The organism is Pseudomonas sp. S2_E02, assembly GCF_054668355.1.
In genome coordinates this window covers 1,763,551-1,780,921 of record NZ_CP162761.1, presented here as the reverse complement: position 1 = coordinate 1,780,921, position 17,371 = coordinate 1,763,551, and the positions used below count along the sequence as shown (strand labels likewise).

Genomic DNA, 17,371 nt, shown 5'->3' with positions numbered 1-17,371 from the left:
GCTAATAGGCCGACTATTGGACGTTGATAGTCAGAACCTTTTACTGCGCGCTCGCCCCTATATGACCTTGATCAGGTGGATTGGGCCGTGTCGTCCTCCGGCACGTCGTCAAGGATGTCCTCTTGCCCTGGCAACTCGGTAATCACACTGAAATCCGTCACCTCAACCGCGCCCAAGCCATACCCCAGCAAATGGAAAGAAAACGCTTTGCGCTCTTGCGGGTTGTCGAAGCTGAAGTTCATTTCCAGTGGCTGCTCGGCAGTTGCCACCATCTCCTGCGGCAGGCCAATCTGCACGTCCTGTTCAAACTCTTTGGCCTTGAGCTGAATGTACGCCGCTTGTTGCGGATCGACTGAGCGCACGGTCAGGCGCACGCGGGTGTGCGAGCCTTTGGGCATTTCCAGGTACTGCGCGCCGATCAGGTTGTCGGCCCAGTCATCCTTGATTTGCGCTTGCAGCGGGATGACGTTGGTGCTGCCGAACTGATAGCGATGATTGAGCGGCGTGCGCAGCAGCGACAGGTCGAGAGCGTTGGCGCGGGCGGCGATCTGCCGGGCCGGGTGACCGCTGTAGTTGCCTTTGTACGTGGCGCTTTCAGCGATGAACCCGGCGCTTTCGTAATAGCGGCAGCGGCGCGGCATGTCGCACTCGGAAAAAATCCCCTGACCGTTGTGATAGCGCAGCTTGCCGTTGGTGAACGACATGATTTCGCGGCCGCTGTCGTAGTCGCGAAACAGCGAGCGGCCGCTCAGCGCGGAAGGCACCGGCAGGTCGAAGTAGTCGAGGATGGAAGTGCTCAGATCGACGTGGCCATACACGCCTTTGTTGAGCCGTGGCAGTTGTTCATGCTCCGGCGCCAGGGTCAGGTTGAAGCCCCATGAAGAGGCCAGGCGCACGCCGTCAATGCCATGGGATTCGTCCGAAGTGATCACCACCAGCGTATCTTTCAGGACGCCCTGGCGTTCGAGGCCACTAAGGAATTGCTCCAGCGCATCGTCGAGATAACCGACGGCCGCCTGTTTCGGCGTTTCGTAGCGCTCCAGGTATTCCTCGGGCGCGGAGTAGGGCTGATGGGTGCCGACGGTCAGCAGCGTGAGCATCCATGGCTGTTTCTGCTTCTTCAGTTGGCCGACGTAGTCCAGCGCACCTTCGAAAAACGCCTTGTCATCCTTGCCCCACGGGAACTCCAGATAATTGCTGTTGCTGAACCATTCCAGACCGTGCGTCGCATCGAAACCAATGTGCGGCATGATCTTGTCTTTGGCCATGAAGCGCAGCCCGGCACCTTGCAGATAGTGCGTGCTGAAGCCGTGTTCACGCAGTTGCGCCGGCAGGCAGGCCTGATTGCGCTCGTTGAGGGTGAGCATTTCCACGCCTTTGGGCGTGCCGTTGTTGAGTTTGTCGTAATCGCCGCAGAGCATCGCGTACAGACCGCGAATGGTCTGGTGCGTATGCAGCACGTAGTCCGGGGTGTTCATGCCGCGCTCGGCCCAGCGGCTGAGGTTGGGCATCAGGTCTTCCTGATAATGGCTGCCGATCGCCTCGCGGTTGGCGCGGATGTAAGCCCCGGGAATGCCTTCCAGCGCGATGATCAGCACGTTGCGTGCTTGCCCCGGCGCGGCCAGCAGTTTCTGCCCGTTGAGGTCGACGTCGGTGAGCCCGGCCATGGCCGGCGCGGGTTCTTCGACATCGCCGTCCAGCCATTCCTCGGCCTGGATCTGCAGATCGGCGACCTCGCTGGCCAGCAATTGGTGCGGCAGGTTGTACTGACGCCACGGATCCGCTTCGTTCGGCCACAGGTTCTGCGCGCCCCAGTGGGCGGCGAACAATACCAGCGGCGCGCTCCAGGCTGCGCGGGGCAGGGGCGGACGTGGCAGGTTGCGGTTGGCAAACCGGGTCAGCAGCCAGAAAAGCAGGGCCAGTAGCAAAGTGATGCCCAGCGCAGGATGGGCCAGGCCGCCACCAGTGGAGTTTTCCACGAACTGCGGATCGATCAGGTAATGAATGTCCGAAGGCGTCGGCAGCCGACCCACCGCGCTGACCAGTTCAGCGGTCGCCACCGCCAGCAATACCCAGAACAGCAACACCGGTAAGGCCAGCCACCACGCCCGGCGATGCAGCAACACCACCAACAGGCTGCCAATGGCCAGATCCGACAAATAGCCCAGCGGTGCCGACCAACCCAGCGCCGCACGCAGGCACAGCGGTACCACCAGCACCAGAACAATCAGGGAAAAGAGGCGGGCATGCGGCTGCCGCAACCGGTTAAAAAGAGCGCTCACAAAAAAAGACCTTCCAGCCATTAAATCGTCATAAAAGTGTGCGCGATGATACCAAGGGTGGACTGTCTGATCGCCCTTTTAAACCCTCAACTGATGTGCTGGTGCGGTGGCCCCTGAAGGTGATGGAGTGTCTGCAGGCCTGACCGGCCTTCGCGTGGCACAGCAATCGACGATATTGAGGCTGGTGGATTTATTGTTTCAGGCTGTTTAACCCGTCGAGCCGCCACCGGATTCCAATGTAGGAGTTGCGGCACGCTGCGATCTTTTGATCTTGTTATCGAAACCCGGAATCAAAAGATTGCAGCCTCCTTTCGCTCGACAACCCGTGCTATCGATATGCGATAAAGGTATTTAATTTCTGTTTTTTATAGCGATAAAGTCAGGCCTTTCAGCACACCACCCCCATGCTGCGAGGTTGTCATGGCCACACCGTTCAAACGTTCTGCACTGACTCTGTTGGCCGCCTCCCTGGCCGCGAGTGCGTTGTTCAGCACCGGCGCCCAGGCTGAAGGCAAGATCAGCATCGCCCAGCAATTCGGCATCGGTTACCTGATTCTCGATGTAGTGCGCGACCAGAACCTCATCGAAAAACACGGCAAGGAGCAGGGCCTCGACATCAAGGTCGACTGGAACAGCATCTCCGGGGCCACCGCGATGAACGAAGCATTACTAACCGGATCCCTCGACGTGGTGTCCGCCGGTGTGCCGCCGATGCTCACCGTGTGGGATCGCACTAAAGGCAAACAGAACGTCAAAGCCATCGCCGCGCTGGGTTCGATGCCCAACTATTTGCTGACCAACAACCCGAACATCAAGACGCTCAAGGACTTCACCGACAAGGACCGCATTGCCGTACCGGCCGCCGGTGTCGGTTTCCAGTCACGCACCTTGCAGATCGAAACCGCCAAGGAATTCGGTGACGGGCAGTACAAGAAATTCGATGACATCTCAGTCAGCCTGCCGCACCCCGATGCAACGGCCGCGCTGATCGCCGGCGGCTCTGAGATCAACTCGCACTTCTCCAGCCCGCCGTTCCAGTACCAGGCCCTGCAGAATCCCAACGTGCACAAAGTGTTGAGTTCCTACGACGTGCTCGGCGGCCAAGCGACGTTCAACGTGCTCTACACAACAGAAAAATTCCACGACGAAAACCCGAAAACCTACAAGGCGTTCTACGACGCTTTGGCTGAGGCTGAGAAAATCATCAAGGCTGACAAACCGGCGGCGGCTCAGGCTTACATCCGTGTCGAGCAGTCAAAGTTGCCGCTGGCCCTGGTCGAGCAAATCGTCAAGGACCCGGAAATCGATTTCACCGTGGTGCCACAGCGCACCTTTATCTATGCCGAGAAGTTGCAGGAACTGGGTGTGCTGAAGAACAAGGCCGACAGCTGGAAGGATTACTTCTTTGAAGAGGCGCATGGTGGGGCCGGTAGCTGAAGAACCCGGCCCGGTGCAGGGGATTTCCGGAACTCAACCGGCAGGCTCGATCAGTCGCGTAATGGGGTGATCGTGCCCCTCGACGTGCCATTTCACCCACAACCGATTGCGCCCGTCGGAACTTTTGTCTGGCTCGATGGACAGCCAGTTACGACTGGCAATCAGGCAATTTCCGTCGTGCCCAATGGCTTGCATCTCGGCAGTAAGGTCGGTGTCGATCTTTTCCCGGGTAGCGGTGATCGTTTCCAGGCTTCTGATCGTCAGCACAGGCAGAGGAGGATGGACGATGCCGGTTGAAATCAGCTGATGGATGACTTCTGCACCATTGTCGATATGCCGGGGATTGGCCGAACGAATGATGCTGGCGGCCGCTACATGCACATCCCCGGAGACAATGGTGACTTTGCATTTCGCCAACTTGGCGAAATCGAGCAATCCATTGATCAGTTGCTTGCGCTCGTTTTTGTGCGGCTGATGGCGCCAGTGGTCGCGGAAATCATCCTCCGGTCCGATCTCTCCCGGAATCCATCCGATCAGGGCCTCAAGCAGCGCAAGGTTGACGAACGATACTGGAACGCTGGATATGAACAGTAGGTGTGAAGGTTTGCTGGCCGTCAGGCTTTTGATCCAGGTAAACATCTGCGAGATGCTTTTTTGCGACATGATTTGCGTGGGCTGTTTGAGCTGGCCGTTTCTGCCTTTGATGTCGGGCGCACGTTCAGACCTGAGGTCGGGAACGACAATGGCGAGGCCACCGAGGCCTTCAAAAGCGAAGGTATGCCCTTGACGAGTAATCGCTCCCGGGCGGCTCTCGGTTTCGTCAACCTGTAATTGGTAGAGACGAAAATAATAACTGGCAATGCGGAACAGCCCCTGGTGTACGGGACTTTCATGCAGGGCCTGGGGATAGGATCCCCAACCGTCAATGATGTCGTGATCGTCCCACATCATCAGGGTCGGAACGCAACTGAGCATTTTCAGTATCTGTGGTCTAGCCCAGTATCGCGGGTAAACACTGGCGAAAAACTCGTCTGCCTGAACTTCCATTTCTTCAGTCCACAGAGTGTCATCACGATTCCAGGAGAACTGTTTGTACCATTCATTCAAGGGGCCTTGAGTCTGTAACAGTTCATCGCTGTAAATCTGATCGCCTCCCATGACCAACAGATGGTACTCGGCTTGCTTGTGGGTCTGCGCGAGATGACTCCAGCGTTCGGCATAGCGATCTGCCAGCGAATTCAGGTATTTGACGTCCGACACACCGTTGCACGAGGTGTAAGCGATGCGGGGAGCCTGATCCAGAGGCGGGACGTGAAATGAGCCCGACACATCTCCCAAGTCATAGTCGATCTTCAACTGCGTTTTACTTTGCTGGATCTGCATATCCAGTCGCCAGACGGCCATGCGCGGTTTGATCAAAGGAATCCGGGCAATCCGTTTGATCGTCGGATTGTGTGCCTGCGCGACCTGCGTAGTGGGTGCCGGTGCGTTGAGGTCTTGCACCAGCAGGGCAGATACACAGTATTTCTGATTCTGAATACCGCGAAAGCTCAAAACCGGGCCAAAGGGACTCATGTTGTCGTCCTCGCTGACAATAGAAAAACGGATGCCACGCAATGCCGTGGTGTCTCCGAGCGTAGTCCGTTTTTGCAAGTAGCGAGGACGCGAGGGGAGCGTTTCAGTTCATGCCATCATCAAAAATGCTTTCGATTGATAACTCGAACGCCCGAGCAATCTGAAAGGCCAGTGGCAGACTCGGGTCGTAGCGTTCGTTTTCTATAGCGTTAATCGTCTGACGCGACACGCTCAGGCGTTCAGCCAGATCAACCTGCGACCATTTGCGCTCGGCGCGCAATTCCTTGAGACGGTTTTTCATTGGTAGCGGCGTCGCGCAATGTGCAGGCCGACAATCCACATCAGCCCCATCACCGGCCACACACACGTCCACGGAATGTGCGGAGCACCGACGTTTTCCAGAAAACCGTAGCTGAAGGTCAGCAGTGCCGAGGCGGCGAAGGCAAAACCCAACGCCTCAAACTGGATGCGCAAATGCATCTCGTCCATGCGCCGCATGTTGCGCACGATGGCCCAGCACATCAGTCCCGCCGGAATGACCGGCGTCACTGCGACGGCCGAGCGCAGCACGATGGGGGCGTCCATCAGGTATTGCGAGGCAATCAATGAGGCTGTCAGCACCAGCATGTAGATGATTAATGCTGCGCCCAATTCGAGGTAGTACCGGTTCATTCTTCACTTCCTATGTAAAAGACCCTTTACATGGTCGCCGAAGATTTATTCGATGTAAAGCCTGCTTTCCATCACGCTGGTCGCCTCGAACACGCTGGTGTCGGAGCAGTTGCAGAGTAGGGGCACGCGTTCTGGACAGCGTAATAACCACTCAGTAGCATTCGAGCCCAACGGATTATCCCTTCGCACGTCGTCCGACGTGCAACGCTCAAGGAATCGACATGCGCGAGACCCCCAATGACCCACAACGAACCGTCGTGACCTTGGTCAACGGCGAGATTCACCATGAAACCCAGATCAGTTTCAGCTCCATGTCGCTCGTCGATGGCGAAATTCGGGTGCATCGTGCTGAAGGCAAGCAGCTAGACATTCCGGTGGCCGGGGCGGACTTCGCTTGGCGCATTGATCTGGATGGGGTGCACAGAGTACCGGTGACGCAGGCAGCGGTTGAACCGGTGGAACCGGTGCCTGCCGATGACAGTGTGAAGTTGTTCACCTCGAAAACCGTGTGGATCACCCTCGGACTGTGGTTTTTCGTCAGTCTGGTTTTCGGTTGGCTGGGGATTGTGGCGGCGGGCGGATATCTCGGTTACCAGTGGCGTGAGGTGGAAAAGCGCAAGGAACAGTTGGCCAAGGCGCCCGTAGATAAGGCGGTGCCCCGTTCCGGCTCGGGAATGTCACGGGAAAGCGTGCGCAACGCATTGGCCCGCAAGCGTTAATTCGGCACAGATCAAAAACAAAAAGGGGCGGCCTGATCATCGATCAGGCCACCCCTTTTTTATTGCCGCTCAGTCAGATCAGTGCATTTTGCTGTGATCGTGACCTTCCATGTTGGTCAGCGCACGAACCGGTGCCTTCACTTCGATGGTTTCTTTTTCGCCCTTGGCGTTTTCCACGGTCAGGGTCAGCGGCACAGTTTCGCCTTCCTTTAGCTGACCGGTCAGGCCCATCAGCATCACGTGGTAGCCGTTTGGATCAAGCTTGACGGCTTTGCCGGCCGGCAGCTCGACGAACTTCACCGGGCCCATGCTCATGACGTCGTTCTTCATGGTCATTTCGTGGATCTGCACGTCTTTGGCCGCCGGCGTCGCGACGCTGAGCAACTTGCTGTCGCTGTCGGCGGTGAGGGTCATGAACGCGCCGCTGGCGGACTGGGTCGGCACGGTGGCACGGACCCAGGCTTCGTCGACTTTGGTCTGCGCGGACACCTGGAACGCCAGGCCCAGCAGAGACAGACCGATGACAGCGCGTTTGATGTGGTTCAGAACAGGTTGCATCAGCAAACCTCCATAACAGTAAGCAAATCTTCCGTGCATTGTTCTGCCGAAAGCGAGGTGGACAGACCCAGGCGCAAGCCGCCGTTGGAGTCGTAAACGTAACTGGTGGCAGTGTGCGAGATGGTATAGGTGTCGCCGGCCGGGACTTTCTCGTAGAACACGTCGAATTCCTTGGCGGTGGCCGCGGTTTCCTCGAGTGTGCCGTACAGCGCAACGAACGTCGGGTCGAAGGCCTTCATGTAGGCGTCGAGGATTTCCGGGGTATCGCGCTCGGGATCGAGGGTGATGAAGATCACCTGCAAACGATCGCCATCGGCGCCCATCAGTTTCTTGATTTTCGCCGCGCGGGCGAGGGTGGTCGGGCAGACTGCCGGGCACTGGGTGAAGCCGAAGAAGACCATCGGCATCATGCCGCGAAAGCTCGACAGCGTCATGGTTTCGCCATCGGTGTTCTTCAGTTTGAAGGTGCGCCCCATGATCTTGTTACTCAGATCCTTGCCGTACTTGTACGACAGTTGGCCGCGGGTGTCGCAGCCGGCGAGCAGGCCGAGCCCGAGTACGCCCATTCCCGCAAGCACCTTGCGGCGAGTCAACAAAGCCGTCATCTAATACCGCCTTTTGCAGCCCGTCAGTCAGCAGGACTGGCGGGGGGTTAACCGTAAAAGCGGCGCATGATACCAAACTGCAGGCAGGCGCCGGCCACGGATCGCCGCACGGCAGAGGATCGCGCGACAAAAGGTGTAAGAAAAAGTGACTACAGCTTACTGCACGCTTGATTCAGCGGCGCTCCAGCCCCCGCCCAGCGCGGTGTAAAGGTTGACCTCGGCGACCAGTTGCGCGAGGCGATCGGTGATCAGGCCTTGCTGCGAACTGAACAGCGAACGCTGCGCATCGAGGAACGTCAGGCTGCTGTCGACGCCATTCTGATAACGGTTTTGCGCCAGGTTGTAGTAAGTCTGTGTGGCCGCGACCAGATCGCGCTGCGCCTGCAATTGCTGCTGATAAGTGCTGCGCGCAGCGAGGCCGTCGGCGACTTCCTGAAATGCGGTTTGAATCGATTTTTCGTATTCGGCCACCGCCACATCTTTCTGCAATTTCGAATAATCCAGGCTGGCGCGCAGGCTGCCGGCATTGAAAATCGGCAGGCTGATCTGCGGCTGAAAGGTCCAGGCGCCAGAGCCACCGCCGAACAGCCCGGACAGATCGCGGCTCGACGTCCCGGCATTCGCCGTCAGGCTGACACTGGGAAAAAACGCCGCCCGTGCCGCACCGATATTGGCGTTGGCTGCTTTCAGTTTGTACTCCGCCTGAAGGATGTCCGGACGCCGTTGCAGCAGATCCGAGGGCAGGCCGGCGGGCAGTTGCCGCACCAGCTCGCTGGCCAGTGGACGGGCGGGCAGCGACTCGGGCACCGGCGCGCCGACCAGCAAGGTCAGGCTGTTCAAGTCCTGGGCGACCTGACGCTGATAGCGCGCCAGATTGGCCCGGGAACTGTCGACGCTGGTTCTGGCCTGCGCCTGCTCCAGCGCTGACGATTTGCCGGCCTCACGGTTGCGGGTGGTCAGGTGCAGGCTCTGTTCATCGGCAGCAAGGGTGTCGCGGGTCAGCTCCAGCAACTCCTGATCGGCGCGCCAGGTCAGGTAGGCGTTGGCGACGTTGGCCACCAGACTCAACTGTGCGCTGCGCCGCGCTTCTTCAGTCGCAAGCCAGGTTTGCAGCGCTTGCTCGCTGAGGCTGCGCACGCGACCGAAGAAGTCCAGCTCATAAGCGCTGATGCCGAGGTTGACCGAGTACGTCGAATTGATCAGCGCTTTGCCTTGGGTCACGCTCGGCGGCATGCGCTGGCGCAATTCATTGGCATTGGCCGACACCGCCGGCAGCAGGTCGGCGCGCTGAATGCGGTATTGCGCCTGAAAGGCTTCGACGTTGAGTGCCGCCACGCGCAGGTCGCGGTTGTTGACCAGCGCGCTTTCGATCAGTTGTTGCAGCACCGGATCGGTGAACAGCGTGCGCCAGTCCTCAGCGCTCGTGGCGGGCTGCGTTGCTGTCGGATACTGCGCGGCGGTGGGGGACGCGGGGCGCTGATACTCGGGAATCAATGAACAACCGGCCATCAGCACCGCGATGGACAGCAGGGAAAGTCGCAACGTCAACATCGAACTGCCTCATGCATTTAGAGAGCTTTGTGCTCAGGCGCCGGCCATCCATTTCGCCAGGCCATGGCGGCCACTGACGCCGAGTTTGGCCGTGGCGCGTTTCAGGTACGTCTCGATCGAGCTGTTTTTGACCCGCAGCTTTTCCGCCATTTGCGGCACGGTGCCGCCGGTCAACAGGCCCAGGCAGACTTCTTTCTCGCGCACCGACAGGGCGATGTCGCTTAATGCCAGGCGCTCATCGAACACCTGCGCCAGCGGCGCCTGATCCAGCTCGGCCAACGGTTGGCGCGGTTGCCGGGCGAGGATTTGCCGACTGATCTGCGCGTGACGTTCGATCAGCGGCAGCAGGGTGTCGGACAGGCTCTTGAGAAACGACAGCTCCGGCAGGGAAAACACCCGTTGGGTATGCGGTCGGTAAAACGAAATCACGCAACGGCGGTTGGACGTACGCGAAACCAGATTGCATTGATGCGCACTGTGTTGCGGATGGCGCGGCTGGAGCGAGGCTTTCAGTTGAATCAGCAGCGAGTCGTTCATCTCGATCATCTTCTGCAGCAGCGGATGATCGTCGGGGCTCTCCAGCGGATCGGGCGCTGCACAGGTCTGCGTCAAACCGGCGCTGCCCAACGGCTTGATGTCGACCACACTGGCCTGACGTTCATCCAGCGTCCACTCACTGAGATCCACGCGGTTGACCGGCACCAAGGTGTCGACCAACTGGAACATGTTCGTGGCGAAGTGATCATCGCCGGTGCTGGCAATCAACTCACCCAGTTGCCAGTAGAAGTGTGGGTTTTCCATATTACGAATGCTGCCGGTCAGATTCATATCCTTCATCCTTGGTTCAGAGCCATCACTGAATCGTCTGCCGTCTCTGTAAAAGCCGCCCACGCAGTCATTTCTCCTTGAACATGATCTGGAGCGGGATTTAAGCCTATGGATTTGTCCTACGTCTGTAGGGGAAAACAGGGACACAAAGTGCCACTATTTCTGAATATTGGCGCCGGGGTTCTGACGCTGTTAAACGCCGGCGTAGCGGCGAGAGTGACTGTTCAGTCACGCTCAAGCCCCGGAAAACCTGGCGAAGGGGAATTCTGATCGGCAGCGCTCGGGTAAATGGCGGCGCTGCTATGTGGTTTTTTTCCTACAAGCTTTTCAGTATTTCCTCTCCGAACTTTTCGACAGTGCCTACGGTAAACACGCCCACAAGGTCAGACAGGGGTGTACGAGCCTGGTGGTTGTCCGGGTTTCAGGTGTCATGTCGGCGCCGGGGCCGATGCTTGAATACCGGCAAAATTTCATGAGATGGATCTTATGCAGCCTACTTCTGCCAACGTGGCGGACGATGTGTCCGTGCCTGTCGAGACATTTGCGCTGACTGCCGCCCAACGGGATATCTGGCTGGACCAACTGAGCCGCGGCGATTCGCCGCTGTACAACATTGGCGGTTACGTGGAGCTGAGCGGGCCGCTGGATCCGGCATTGCTGCAATCGGCGCTTGAGTGTCTGGTGGCAGCGAATGATGCCTTGCGCATTGTTCTGCGATCGGACGTTGGTCACGACGGGCTGCCGTTGCAAGGGTTTGCGCAGGCGCTGCCGGTGGCCATGCCGCTGTTTGATCTCAGCGGGCAAGCCGATCCACAGTCGGCGGCCCAGACGCTGGTTGAAGCACAGATGGCGCAGGCCTTTGTGTTGAGCGGGCAGGCGTTGTTCCGCTTCAGTCTGATTCGCCTCGATCGCCATCGTCACTGGCTGGCAGCCCAGGCCCATCACTTGATCATTGATGGCTGGGCGTTCGCGCTGCTGTTCAAGTCGGTGGGCGAGATCTACAGCACGTTGTGCCGTGGCGAGCATCCGCGCAGGGCGGCACCGTCCTATGTCGGCTTTATCGAAGAAGACGCGCGCTACCATCAGTCACCTCGCTATGAGCGCGATCAACGTTACTGGCTGGACAAGTACCGTAGCTTGCCCGAGCCCTTGTTGACGCCCCGTCATCGCGAATTCCTTGATGTTGAAGCAGCGCCAAGTCGCATCCACGTCGAGGCTTTTCCAGCCGTGCTGCACGAGCGCATGAAAGACACTGCGCGGCACCTCGGCGGTTCGGCCTTTCATGTATTGCTGGCGGCGCTGCACGTGTATTTCAGTCGTACCGCGCAACGTGACGAGTGGGTGGTCGGTTTGCCGATTCTCAATCGCTCCGGTGCCCGCTTCAAAAGCACCTTGGGCTTGTTCACCCAGGTCAGTGCAATGCGCATGGGCTTCGGTCGAACGTTGTCATTCGCTGGATTGATCAAGGCGATCGGCGCTGACCTGAAGCAGGATTTCCGCCATCAACGCTACCCACTGAGCGAGATGAATCGCGCGTTGGGCCTGTTACGTGAAGACCGTGCGCAACTGTTCGAGCTGTCGCTGTCCTACGAGCAGGACGACCACGACTACCGTTACGGTGAGGCGTCGGGACACTCGGTCAAGGTCTCTAATCAGCACGAGGCGACTCCGCTGGCCATTCACCTGCGCAGCAACCGTTACACCGATAAAGCCTGGCTGCATCTGGTGTACTCGCCAGCCTATTTCACGGCTGACGAGATCGCGGCGTTGACCGAGCGCTTGCTGCTGATTCTGCAGCAAGGTCTGGAATGCCCGGCGCTGGCGATCGCCGATTTCAACCTCAATAGCCCGGCAGAACTGGCCCTGTTCAATGAGTGGAACGACACCCGGGTCAGTTATCCGCAAGGCCGACTGATTCATCAGCGCTTCGAATCGCGAGTGGCCGAAGAGCCGGACGCTGTGGTCGCGACGTATCAGGGGCGAACCCTGAGTTATGCCGAGCTGAATCGGCAAGCCAATGCGTTGGCCCACCATCTGATCGGCCTCGGCGTGCTTCCTGACGATCGTGTGGCAATCGTTGCCCGCCGCGGCCTGGACACGCTGGTCGGGTTGCTGGCGATTCTCAAGGCTGGCGCTGCTTATGTGCCGATTGATCCGGCGCATCCGCCCGAGCGCCTGAGTTATCTGCTCAGCGACAGTGCGCCGGTGGCGCTGCTGACGCAAAGCGATCTGCGTGATCGTCTGCCCGCCACAACGCTGCCGGTGATCGAGCTGGATCGGCGCGAGTGGCCGCTCGACAACTTGACCGATCCCGACGTGGCGGGGTTGAACACTCGCCACCTCGCCTATGTGATTTACACCTCCGGCTCCACCGGTTTGCCCAAAGGCGTGATGGTCGAGCACCGCACGCTGGGCAATCTGGTCGACTGGCACTGTTCGGCGTTTGGACTTGGCCCCGGGCAGCACACCTCAAGCCTCGCCGGCTTCGGGTTTGACGCGATGGCCTGGGAGGTGTGGCCGGCGCTGTGTGCCGGGGCGACGGTGCATCTTGCGCCCGCGAGCGAAGGTAGCGAAGACATCGATGCGCTGCTCGCCTGGTGGCGGGCGCAGCCGCTGGACGTCAGCTTTCTGCCGACGCCGATTGCCGAATACACCTTCAGCCAACAGGCCGATCATCCGACCTTGCGCACCTTGCTGATCGGCGGCGATCGTCTGCGCCAGTTCAACCGCGCGCAGTCGTTCGCGGTGGTCAACAACTACGGCCCGACCGAGGCCACGGTGGTCGCCACGTCGGGGTTGATCACACCGGGGCAGGCGTTGCACATCGGCAAACCCGTCAGCAATGCCACGACTTATCTGCTCGATGATCAGCAGCGTCCGGTGCCGATCGGCATCATGGGCGAGTTGTATGTCGGCGGCGCCGGGGTGGCCCGGGGTTATCTGAACCGTCCGGACCTGACCGCCGAACGCTTTCTCGACGACCCGTTCAGTGCGCAGCCTGATGCGCGCATGTACCGTACCGGCGACCTCGCGCGGTGGCGTGCCGACGGCAATCTTGAGTACATCGGTCGCAACGATGACCAGGTGAAAGTTCGTGGGGTGCGTGTCGAGCTGGGCGAAATCGAAGCCGCACTCGCCAGCCATGACGCGGTGCAGGAAGCCGTGGTGCTGGTGCGCGACGGTCAATTGTTGGCATGGTTCACCGGGCGCGAAGCGCTGGACATCCAGCAACTGCATGCGCACCTGACATCGCGTTTGCCAGCCGCCATGCTGCCGGCCGCCTACATTCAATTGGCGAGTTTGCCGCTGACGGCCAACGGCAAGCTCGATCGCCAGGCGTTGCCGGCGCCGGGGCCGGACGCGTTGATCCGTCGTCAATACGAGGCGCCACAAGGTGACGTCGAAATCGCCTTGGCGCAGATCTGGGCCGAGGTCCTGCAGGTCGACCGGGTAGGGCGTCACGACCATTTCTTTGAGCTGGGCGGCCACTCCTTGTTGGCCGTGGGCCTGATCGAACGCATGCGCCAGATTGGCATGAGCAGCGATGTTCGCGTGCTGTTCAATCAACCGACACTGGCGGCGTTAGCGGCGGCAGAGGGCAGCGGCCGCGAAGTCGAGGTGCCGGCTAACCGCATTGCGCCCGATTGCACGTACATCACGCCGGACCTGTTGCCATTGGTGCAACTGGATCAGGCGATGATCGAACGTATCGTCGCGACAGTGCCGGGCGGTGCCGCCAATGTGCAGGACATCTACCCGTTGGCCCCGTTGCAGGAAGGCATTCTCTATCACCACATCACCGCTGCGCAGGGCGATCCGTATTTGCTGCAATCGCTGCTGGCGTTCGACAGCCTCGAGCGGGTCGAGGCCTTTGCCGCTGCGCTGCGTCAGGTCATGGCGCGGCACGACATCCTGCGTACGGCGGTGGTTTGGGAAGGGCTGACGTCGCCGGTTCAGGTCGTTTGGCGCGAGGCGATTTTGCCGGTGCAGGAGGTCGAATTTGATCCTGCCCGTGGCGCGATCATCGATCAGTTGCACGAGCGTTTCGACGCGCGGCGTTATCGCCTCGATGTCAGTCAGGCGCCGCTGCTGCGCCTGATGTATGCCCGTGATCCCGCGCACAATCGGGTGGTTGGCATCTTGTTGTTCCATCATTTGGCGATGGATCACATCGCGCTGGAGGCCATGCGCGAAGAAATCCACGCCAGCCTGTCCGGGAGCGCTGAACCCCTGGCGGCGCCGGTGCCATACCGCAACTATGTGGCGCAGACGCGACTGGGCGTCAGTGAGCAGGAGCATGAAGCGTTCTTCCGGCAGATGCTCGGCGACATCGATGAGCCGACCTTGCCGTTCGCTTTGCAGAACGTGCAGGGTGACGGCAGCAACATCGAAGAAGCCGAGCAGGCGCTGGCCAGCGATCTGTATCAGCGCCTGCAGCAGCAGGCACGCCTGGCGGGCGTGAGCATCGCCAGCCTGATCCACCTCGCCTGGGCGCAAGTGTTGGCGGCGACATCCGGCCAGCCAAGCGTGGTGTTCGGCGCGGTGTTGATGGGCCGCATGCAGGGTGGCGCGGGTGCCGACCGGGCGCTCGGGGTGTTCATCAACACCTTGCCGCTGCGGGTCGATGTCGGCGAGGGCGCGCGCGCAGCGCTGAAGTCCACCCATGCGCGCCTGAGCGCGTTGCTTGCCCATGAACACGCTTCGTTGGCGCTGGCCCAGCGTTGCAGCGGCGTTGCTGCGCCGGCGCCGCTGTTCAGCGCCTTGCTCAACTATCGGCACAGCGATGATGTCGGGCAAAAAACCTCCCGGCAAACCTGGCAGGGCATCGAGACCCTGGCCAACGAGGAGCGGACCAATTATCCGTTTACCCTGAGTGTCGATGACCTCGGCACAGGCTTGCGCTTGACCAGCCGAACCCTGTCGAGCATCGGTGCGCAGCGGATTTGCAGTTATGTGCAGTCAGCGCTGAGCGTGTTGGTCGAAGCGCTGGAGAACACGCCGCAGCGGCCGCTGAATAGCCTGCCGTTGTTACCGCAGGAAGAACTGCAACGGCTGCTGATCGAGTTCAACGATACGGCAGTCGACTGTCCGCTGGATCAGCCACTTCAGGCGCTGTTCGAACAACAGGTGCAGCGCAAGCCGGATGCCATCGCCGTGCAGTTCGCCGAGCAACGCCTGAGCTATCGCGAGTTGAACGAGCAGGCCAACCGCCTGGCCCATCATCTGCGCGGGCTCGGCGTGCAACCGGATTCGCGGGTCGCGATCTGCGTCGAGCGCGGGCCGGAACTGGTGATCGGTCTGTTGGGCATTCTCAAGGCCGGCGGTGCTTATGTGCCGCTCGATCCCGATTATCCGCAGCAACGGCTCAACTACATGTTGCAGGACAGCGCGCCGGTTGCGCTGCTGGTGCATGCGGCGACACGCGACCTGCTCAGCGAATCCGGCGTGCCGCTGATCGATCTCGATCTCGGTGTATGGCGGGACCAACCGCACGAGAATCTGCAGGTGCCCGGTCTCGGCGCGACGAATCTGGCTTACATGATCTACACCTCCGGCTCCACCGGCACGCCGAAAGGCGTGATGATCGAGCACCGCAGCGCCTGCAACATGGTGCATTGGGGTTCGCAGTTGTCGCCGCCGACTGAACACGGTGCGTTGCTGCAAAAGGCGCCGTACAGTTTCGACAGTTCGGTGTGGGAGATCTTCTGGCCACTGTGCTCGGGCATGCGCCTGGTCCTGGCGCGAGCCGATGGCAATCGCGATTCGGCGTATGTCACGCAAGTGATCCGTGAGCAGAACATCACCGTGGTCAAGTTTGTGCCGGCCTTGTTGCAGCAGTTCATTGAACAGGACGATGTCAGCCAGTGCACCAGCCTGACCGACGTGCTCAACGGTGGCGGCGAGTTGACCGTTGCGCTGGCCCGGCAAGTGCGCGAGCGCCTGCCGTGGGTGCGCCTGCACAACGTCTACGGGCCGACCGAAACCACGGTCGACAGCAGTGGCTGGACGCTGCAACCCGGCGAACCGGTGCCGCAGACACTGGTGCCGATCGGCAAGGCCCTGAGCAACACGCGGCTGTACGTCCTCGATGCCTTTGATCAGCCTGTGCCGTTTGGCGTCAGTGGGCATTTGCACATTGGCGGAGTGGGCGTGGCGCGGGGCTATCTGGGACTGCCGCAATTGCAGGCCGAACGTTTTATCGATAGTCCGTTTGTGGCTGGTGATCGCTTGTATCGCACCGGTGATCTGGTGCGTTATGGCGCCGATGGCAACCTCGAATTCCTCGGTCGTAACGACTTTCAGGTCAAGCTGCGCGGGGTGCGTCTTGAGCTGGGCGAGATTGAAGCGCGCCTGCTGGAACACCCGGCCATCCGCGAGGCGGTGGTGCTGGTACGCGATGAGCGACTGGTGGCTTATTACACCCTGCGCGCCGAACTGGCTGCACCGACGCTGGAAGCATTGCGAGCGCATGTGTTGGCGCAGGTGCCGGAGTTCATGGTGCCTGGCGCCTACGTGAGGCTGGCGGCGTTGCCGTTGACGCCAAACGACAAAATCGACCGCAAGGCGTTGCCGGAACCGGGGGCGGAGGCGCTGCTAAGCCGTCCTTACGAGGCCCCCGCAGGCGATGTGGAAACCGCGTTGGCGCAGATCTGGGCGCAGGTGCTCAAGGTCGAGCGGGTGGGCCGGCACGACAACTTCTTCGAGCTGGGCGGGCATTCGTTGCTGGCGGTCAGTCTGGTCGCGCGCATGCGTCTGGCCGGTCTGCATGTCGACGCGCGCACGCTGTTCAGCCGGCCGACACTGGCGGCGCTGGCGGCTCAGACCTCGCGGCAGGCCAAGCAGGTCGAGATCGCCCAGACCACCATCCCGAGCCTCAACCGCAAACGCCGGCTCTGATCGTCGGACACGAAACCTGTGGGAGCGAGCTTGCTCGCGAAAGCGCTGGCTCAGTCAATGTTGCTGGTGACTGATATACCGCCTTCGCGAGCAAGCTCGCTCCCACAGGGGACTTGCGGTGCTCGCGCCGGCGGCTTGTCCCCGCTTCCCATGTCAGACACCCACGCCCCGATGTTTTAGTTTTTCCAGGCTGCGCGCCGCCTGCATGGACTCGCTGCTGCGCGCTCATTTTTTTTCGTATTTACAG

General features: G+C 60.2%; 11 protein-coding genes. 3 read left to right on the top strand and 8 right to left on the bottom strand.

Features of this window, described 5'->3' with window-relative positions; all coding sequences use genetic code 11:
• Nucleotides 1–71: 71 nt before the first annotated feature.
• Nucleotides 72–2,282 carry an LTA synthase family protein gene (locus AB4O01_RS07830; protein WP_460091223.1) on the bottom strand — a complete coding sequence of 737 codons (2,211 nt, stop codon included), beginning with the start codon at nt 2,280–2,282 and terminating at the stop codon, nt 72–74.
• Nucleotides 2,283–2,702: 420 nt separating this feature from the next.
• On the opposite strand from AB4O01_RS07830, the gene AB4O01_RS07825 reads away from it, so the two are divergent.
• Nucleotides 2,703–3,719 carry an ABC transporter substrate-binding protein gene (locus tag AB4O01_RS07825; protein WP_095047894.1) on the top strand — a complete coding sequence of 339 codons (1,017 nt, stop codon included), beginning with the start codon at nt 2,703–2,705 and terminating at the stop codon, nt 3,717–3,719.
• Nucleotides 3,720–3,752: 33 nt separating this feature from the next.
• On the opposite strand, the gene AB4O01_RS07820 is transcribed toward AB4O01_RS07825, so the two are convergent.
• The 3 genes from AB4O01_RS07820 to AB4O01_RS07810 all read right to left on the bottom strand — a co-directional run bounded on the left by AB4O01_RS07820 (nt 3,753) and on the right by AB4O01_RS07810 (nt 5,966).
• Nucleotides 3,753–5,336 carry an alkaline phosphatase D family protein gene (locus AB4O01_RS07820; protein WP_460091220.1) on the bottom strand — a complete coding sequence of 528 codons (1,584 nt, stop codon included), beginning with the start codon at nt 5,334–5,336 and terminating at the stop codon, nt 3,753–3,755.
• Nucleotides 5,337–5,397: 61 nt separating this feature from the next.
• A complete protein-coding gene (locus AB4O01_RS07815) occupies nt 5,398–5,595 on the bottom strand; it encodes a helix-turn-helix transcriptional regulator (protein WP_093430734.1) in 198 nt (65 codons plus the stop codon).
• Nucleotides 5,592–5,966, bottom strand: coding sequence for a hypothetical protein (locus AB4O01_RS07810; RefSeq protein WP_320336614.1), 375 nt, complete (start codon nt 5,964–5,966; stop codon nt 5,592–5,594). Before AB4O01_RS07810 ends, AB4O01_RS07815 begins: the two co-directional genes overlap by 4 nt.
• Before the next feature lie 221 nt (nt 5,967–6,187).
• On the opposite strand from AB4O01_RS07810, the gene AB4O01_RS07805 reads away from it, so the two are divergent.
• Nucleotides 6,188–6,685 (top strand): hypothetical protein, encoded by a 498-nt coding sequence (locus AB4O01_RS07805; RefSeq protein ID WP_460091218.1) that lies wholly within the window; start codon nt 6,188–6,190, stop codon nt 6,683–6,685.
• Nucleotides 6,686–6,763: 78 nt separating this feature from the next.
• Here the strand turns inward: AB4O01_RS07805 and AB4O01_RS07800 are convergent, their stop codons facing one another.
• From AB4O01_RS07800 to AB4O01_RS07785, 4 genes are all read right to left on the bottom strand, one after another.
• Entirely contained in the window at nt 6,764–7,243 is a 480-nt protein-coding gene (locus AB4O01_RS07800; RefSeq protein WP_460091216.1) for a copper chaperone PCu(A)C, read from the bottom strand.
• Nucleotides 7,243–7,848 carry an SCO family protein gene (locus tag AB4O01_RS07795; RefSeq protein WP_007915980.1) on the bottom strand — a complete coding sequence of 202 codons (606 nt, stop codon included), beginning with the start codon at nt 7,846–7,848 and terminating at the stop codon, nt 7,243–7,245. Before AB4O01_RS07795 ends, AB4O01_RS07800 begins: the two co-directional genes overlap by 1 nt.
• A gap of 156 nt (nt 7,849–8,004) precedes the next feature.
• Entirely contained in the window at nt 8,005–9,399 is a 1,395-nt protein-coding gene (locus AB4O01_RS07790) for an efflux transporter outer membrane subunit (protein WP_460091213.1), read from the bottom strand.
• A gap of 33 nt (nt 9,400–9,432) precedes the next feature.
• On the bottom strand, nt 9,433–10,227 hold the full coding sequence (locus AB4O01_RS07785) for a helix-turn-helix transcriptional regulator (protein ID WP_095047888.1): 795 nt from the start codon (nt 10,225–10,227) through the stop codon (nt 9,433–9,435).
• A gap of 486 nt (nt 10,228–10,713) precedes the next feature.
• On the opposite strand from AB4O01_RS07785, the gene AB4O01_RS07780 reads away from it, so the two are divergent.
• Complete coding sequence (locus tag AB4O01_RS07780) at nt 10,714–17,124, top strand: amino acid adenylation domain-containing protein (protein ID WP_460091211.1); 6,411 nt, start codon at nt 10,714–10,716, stop codon at nt 17,122–17,124.
• Nucleotides 17,125–17,371: the final 247 nt, after the last annotated feature.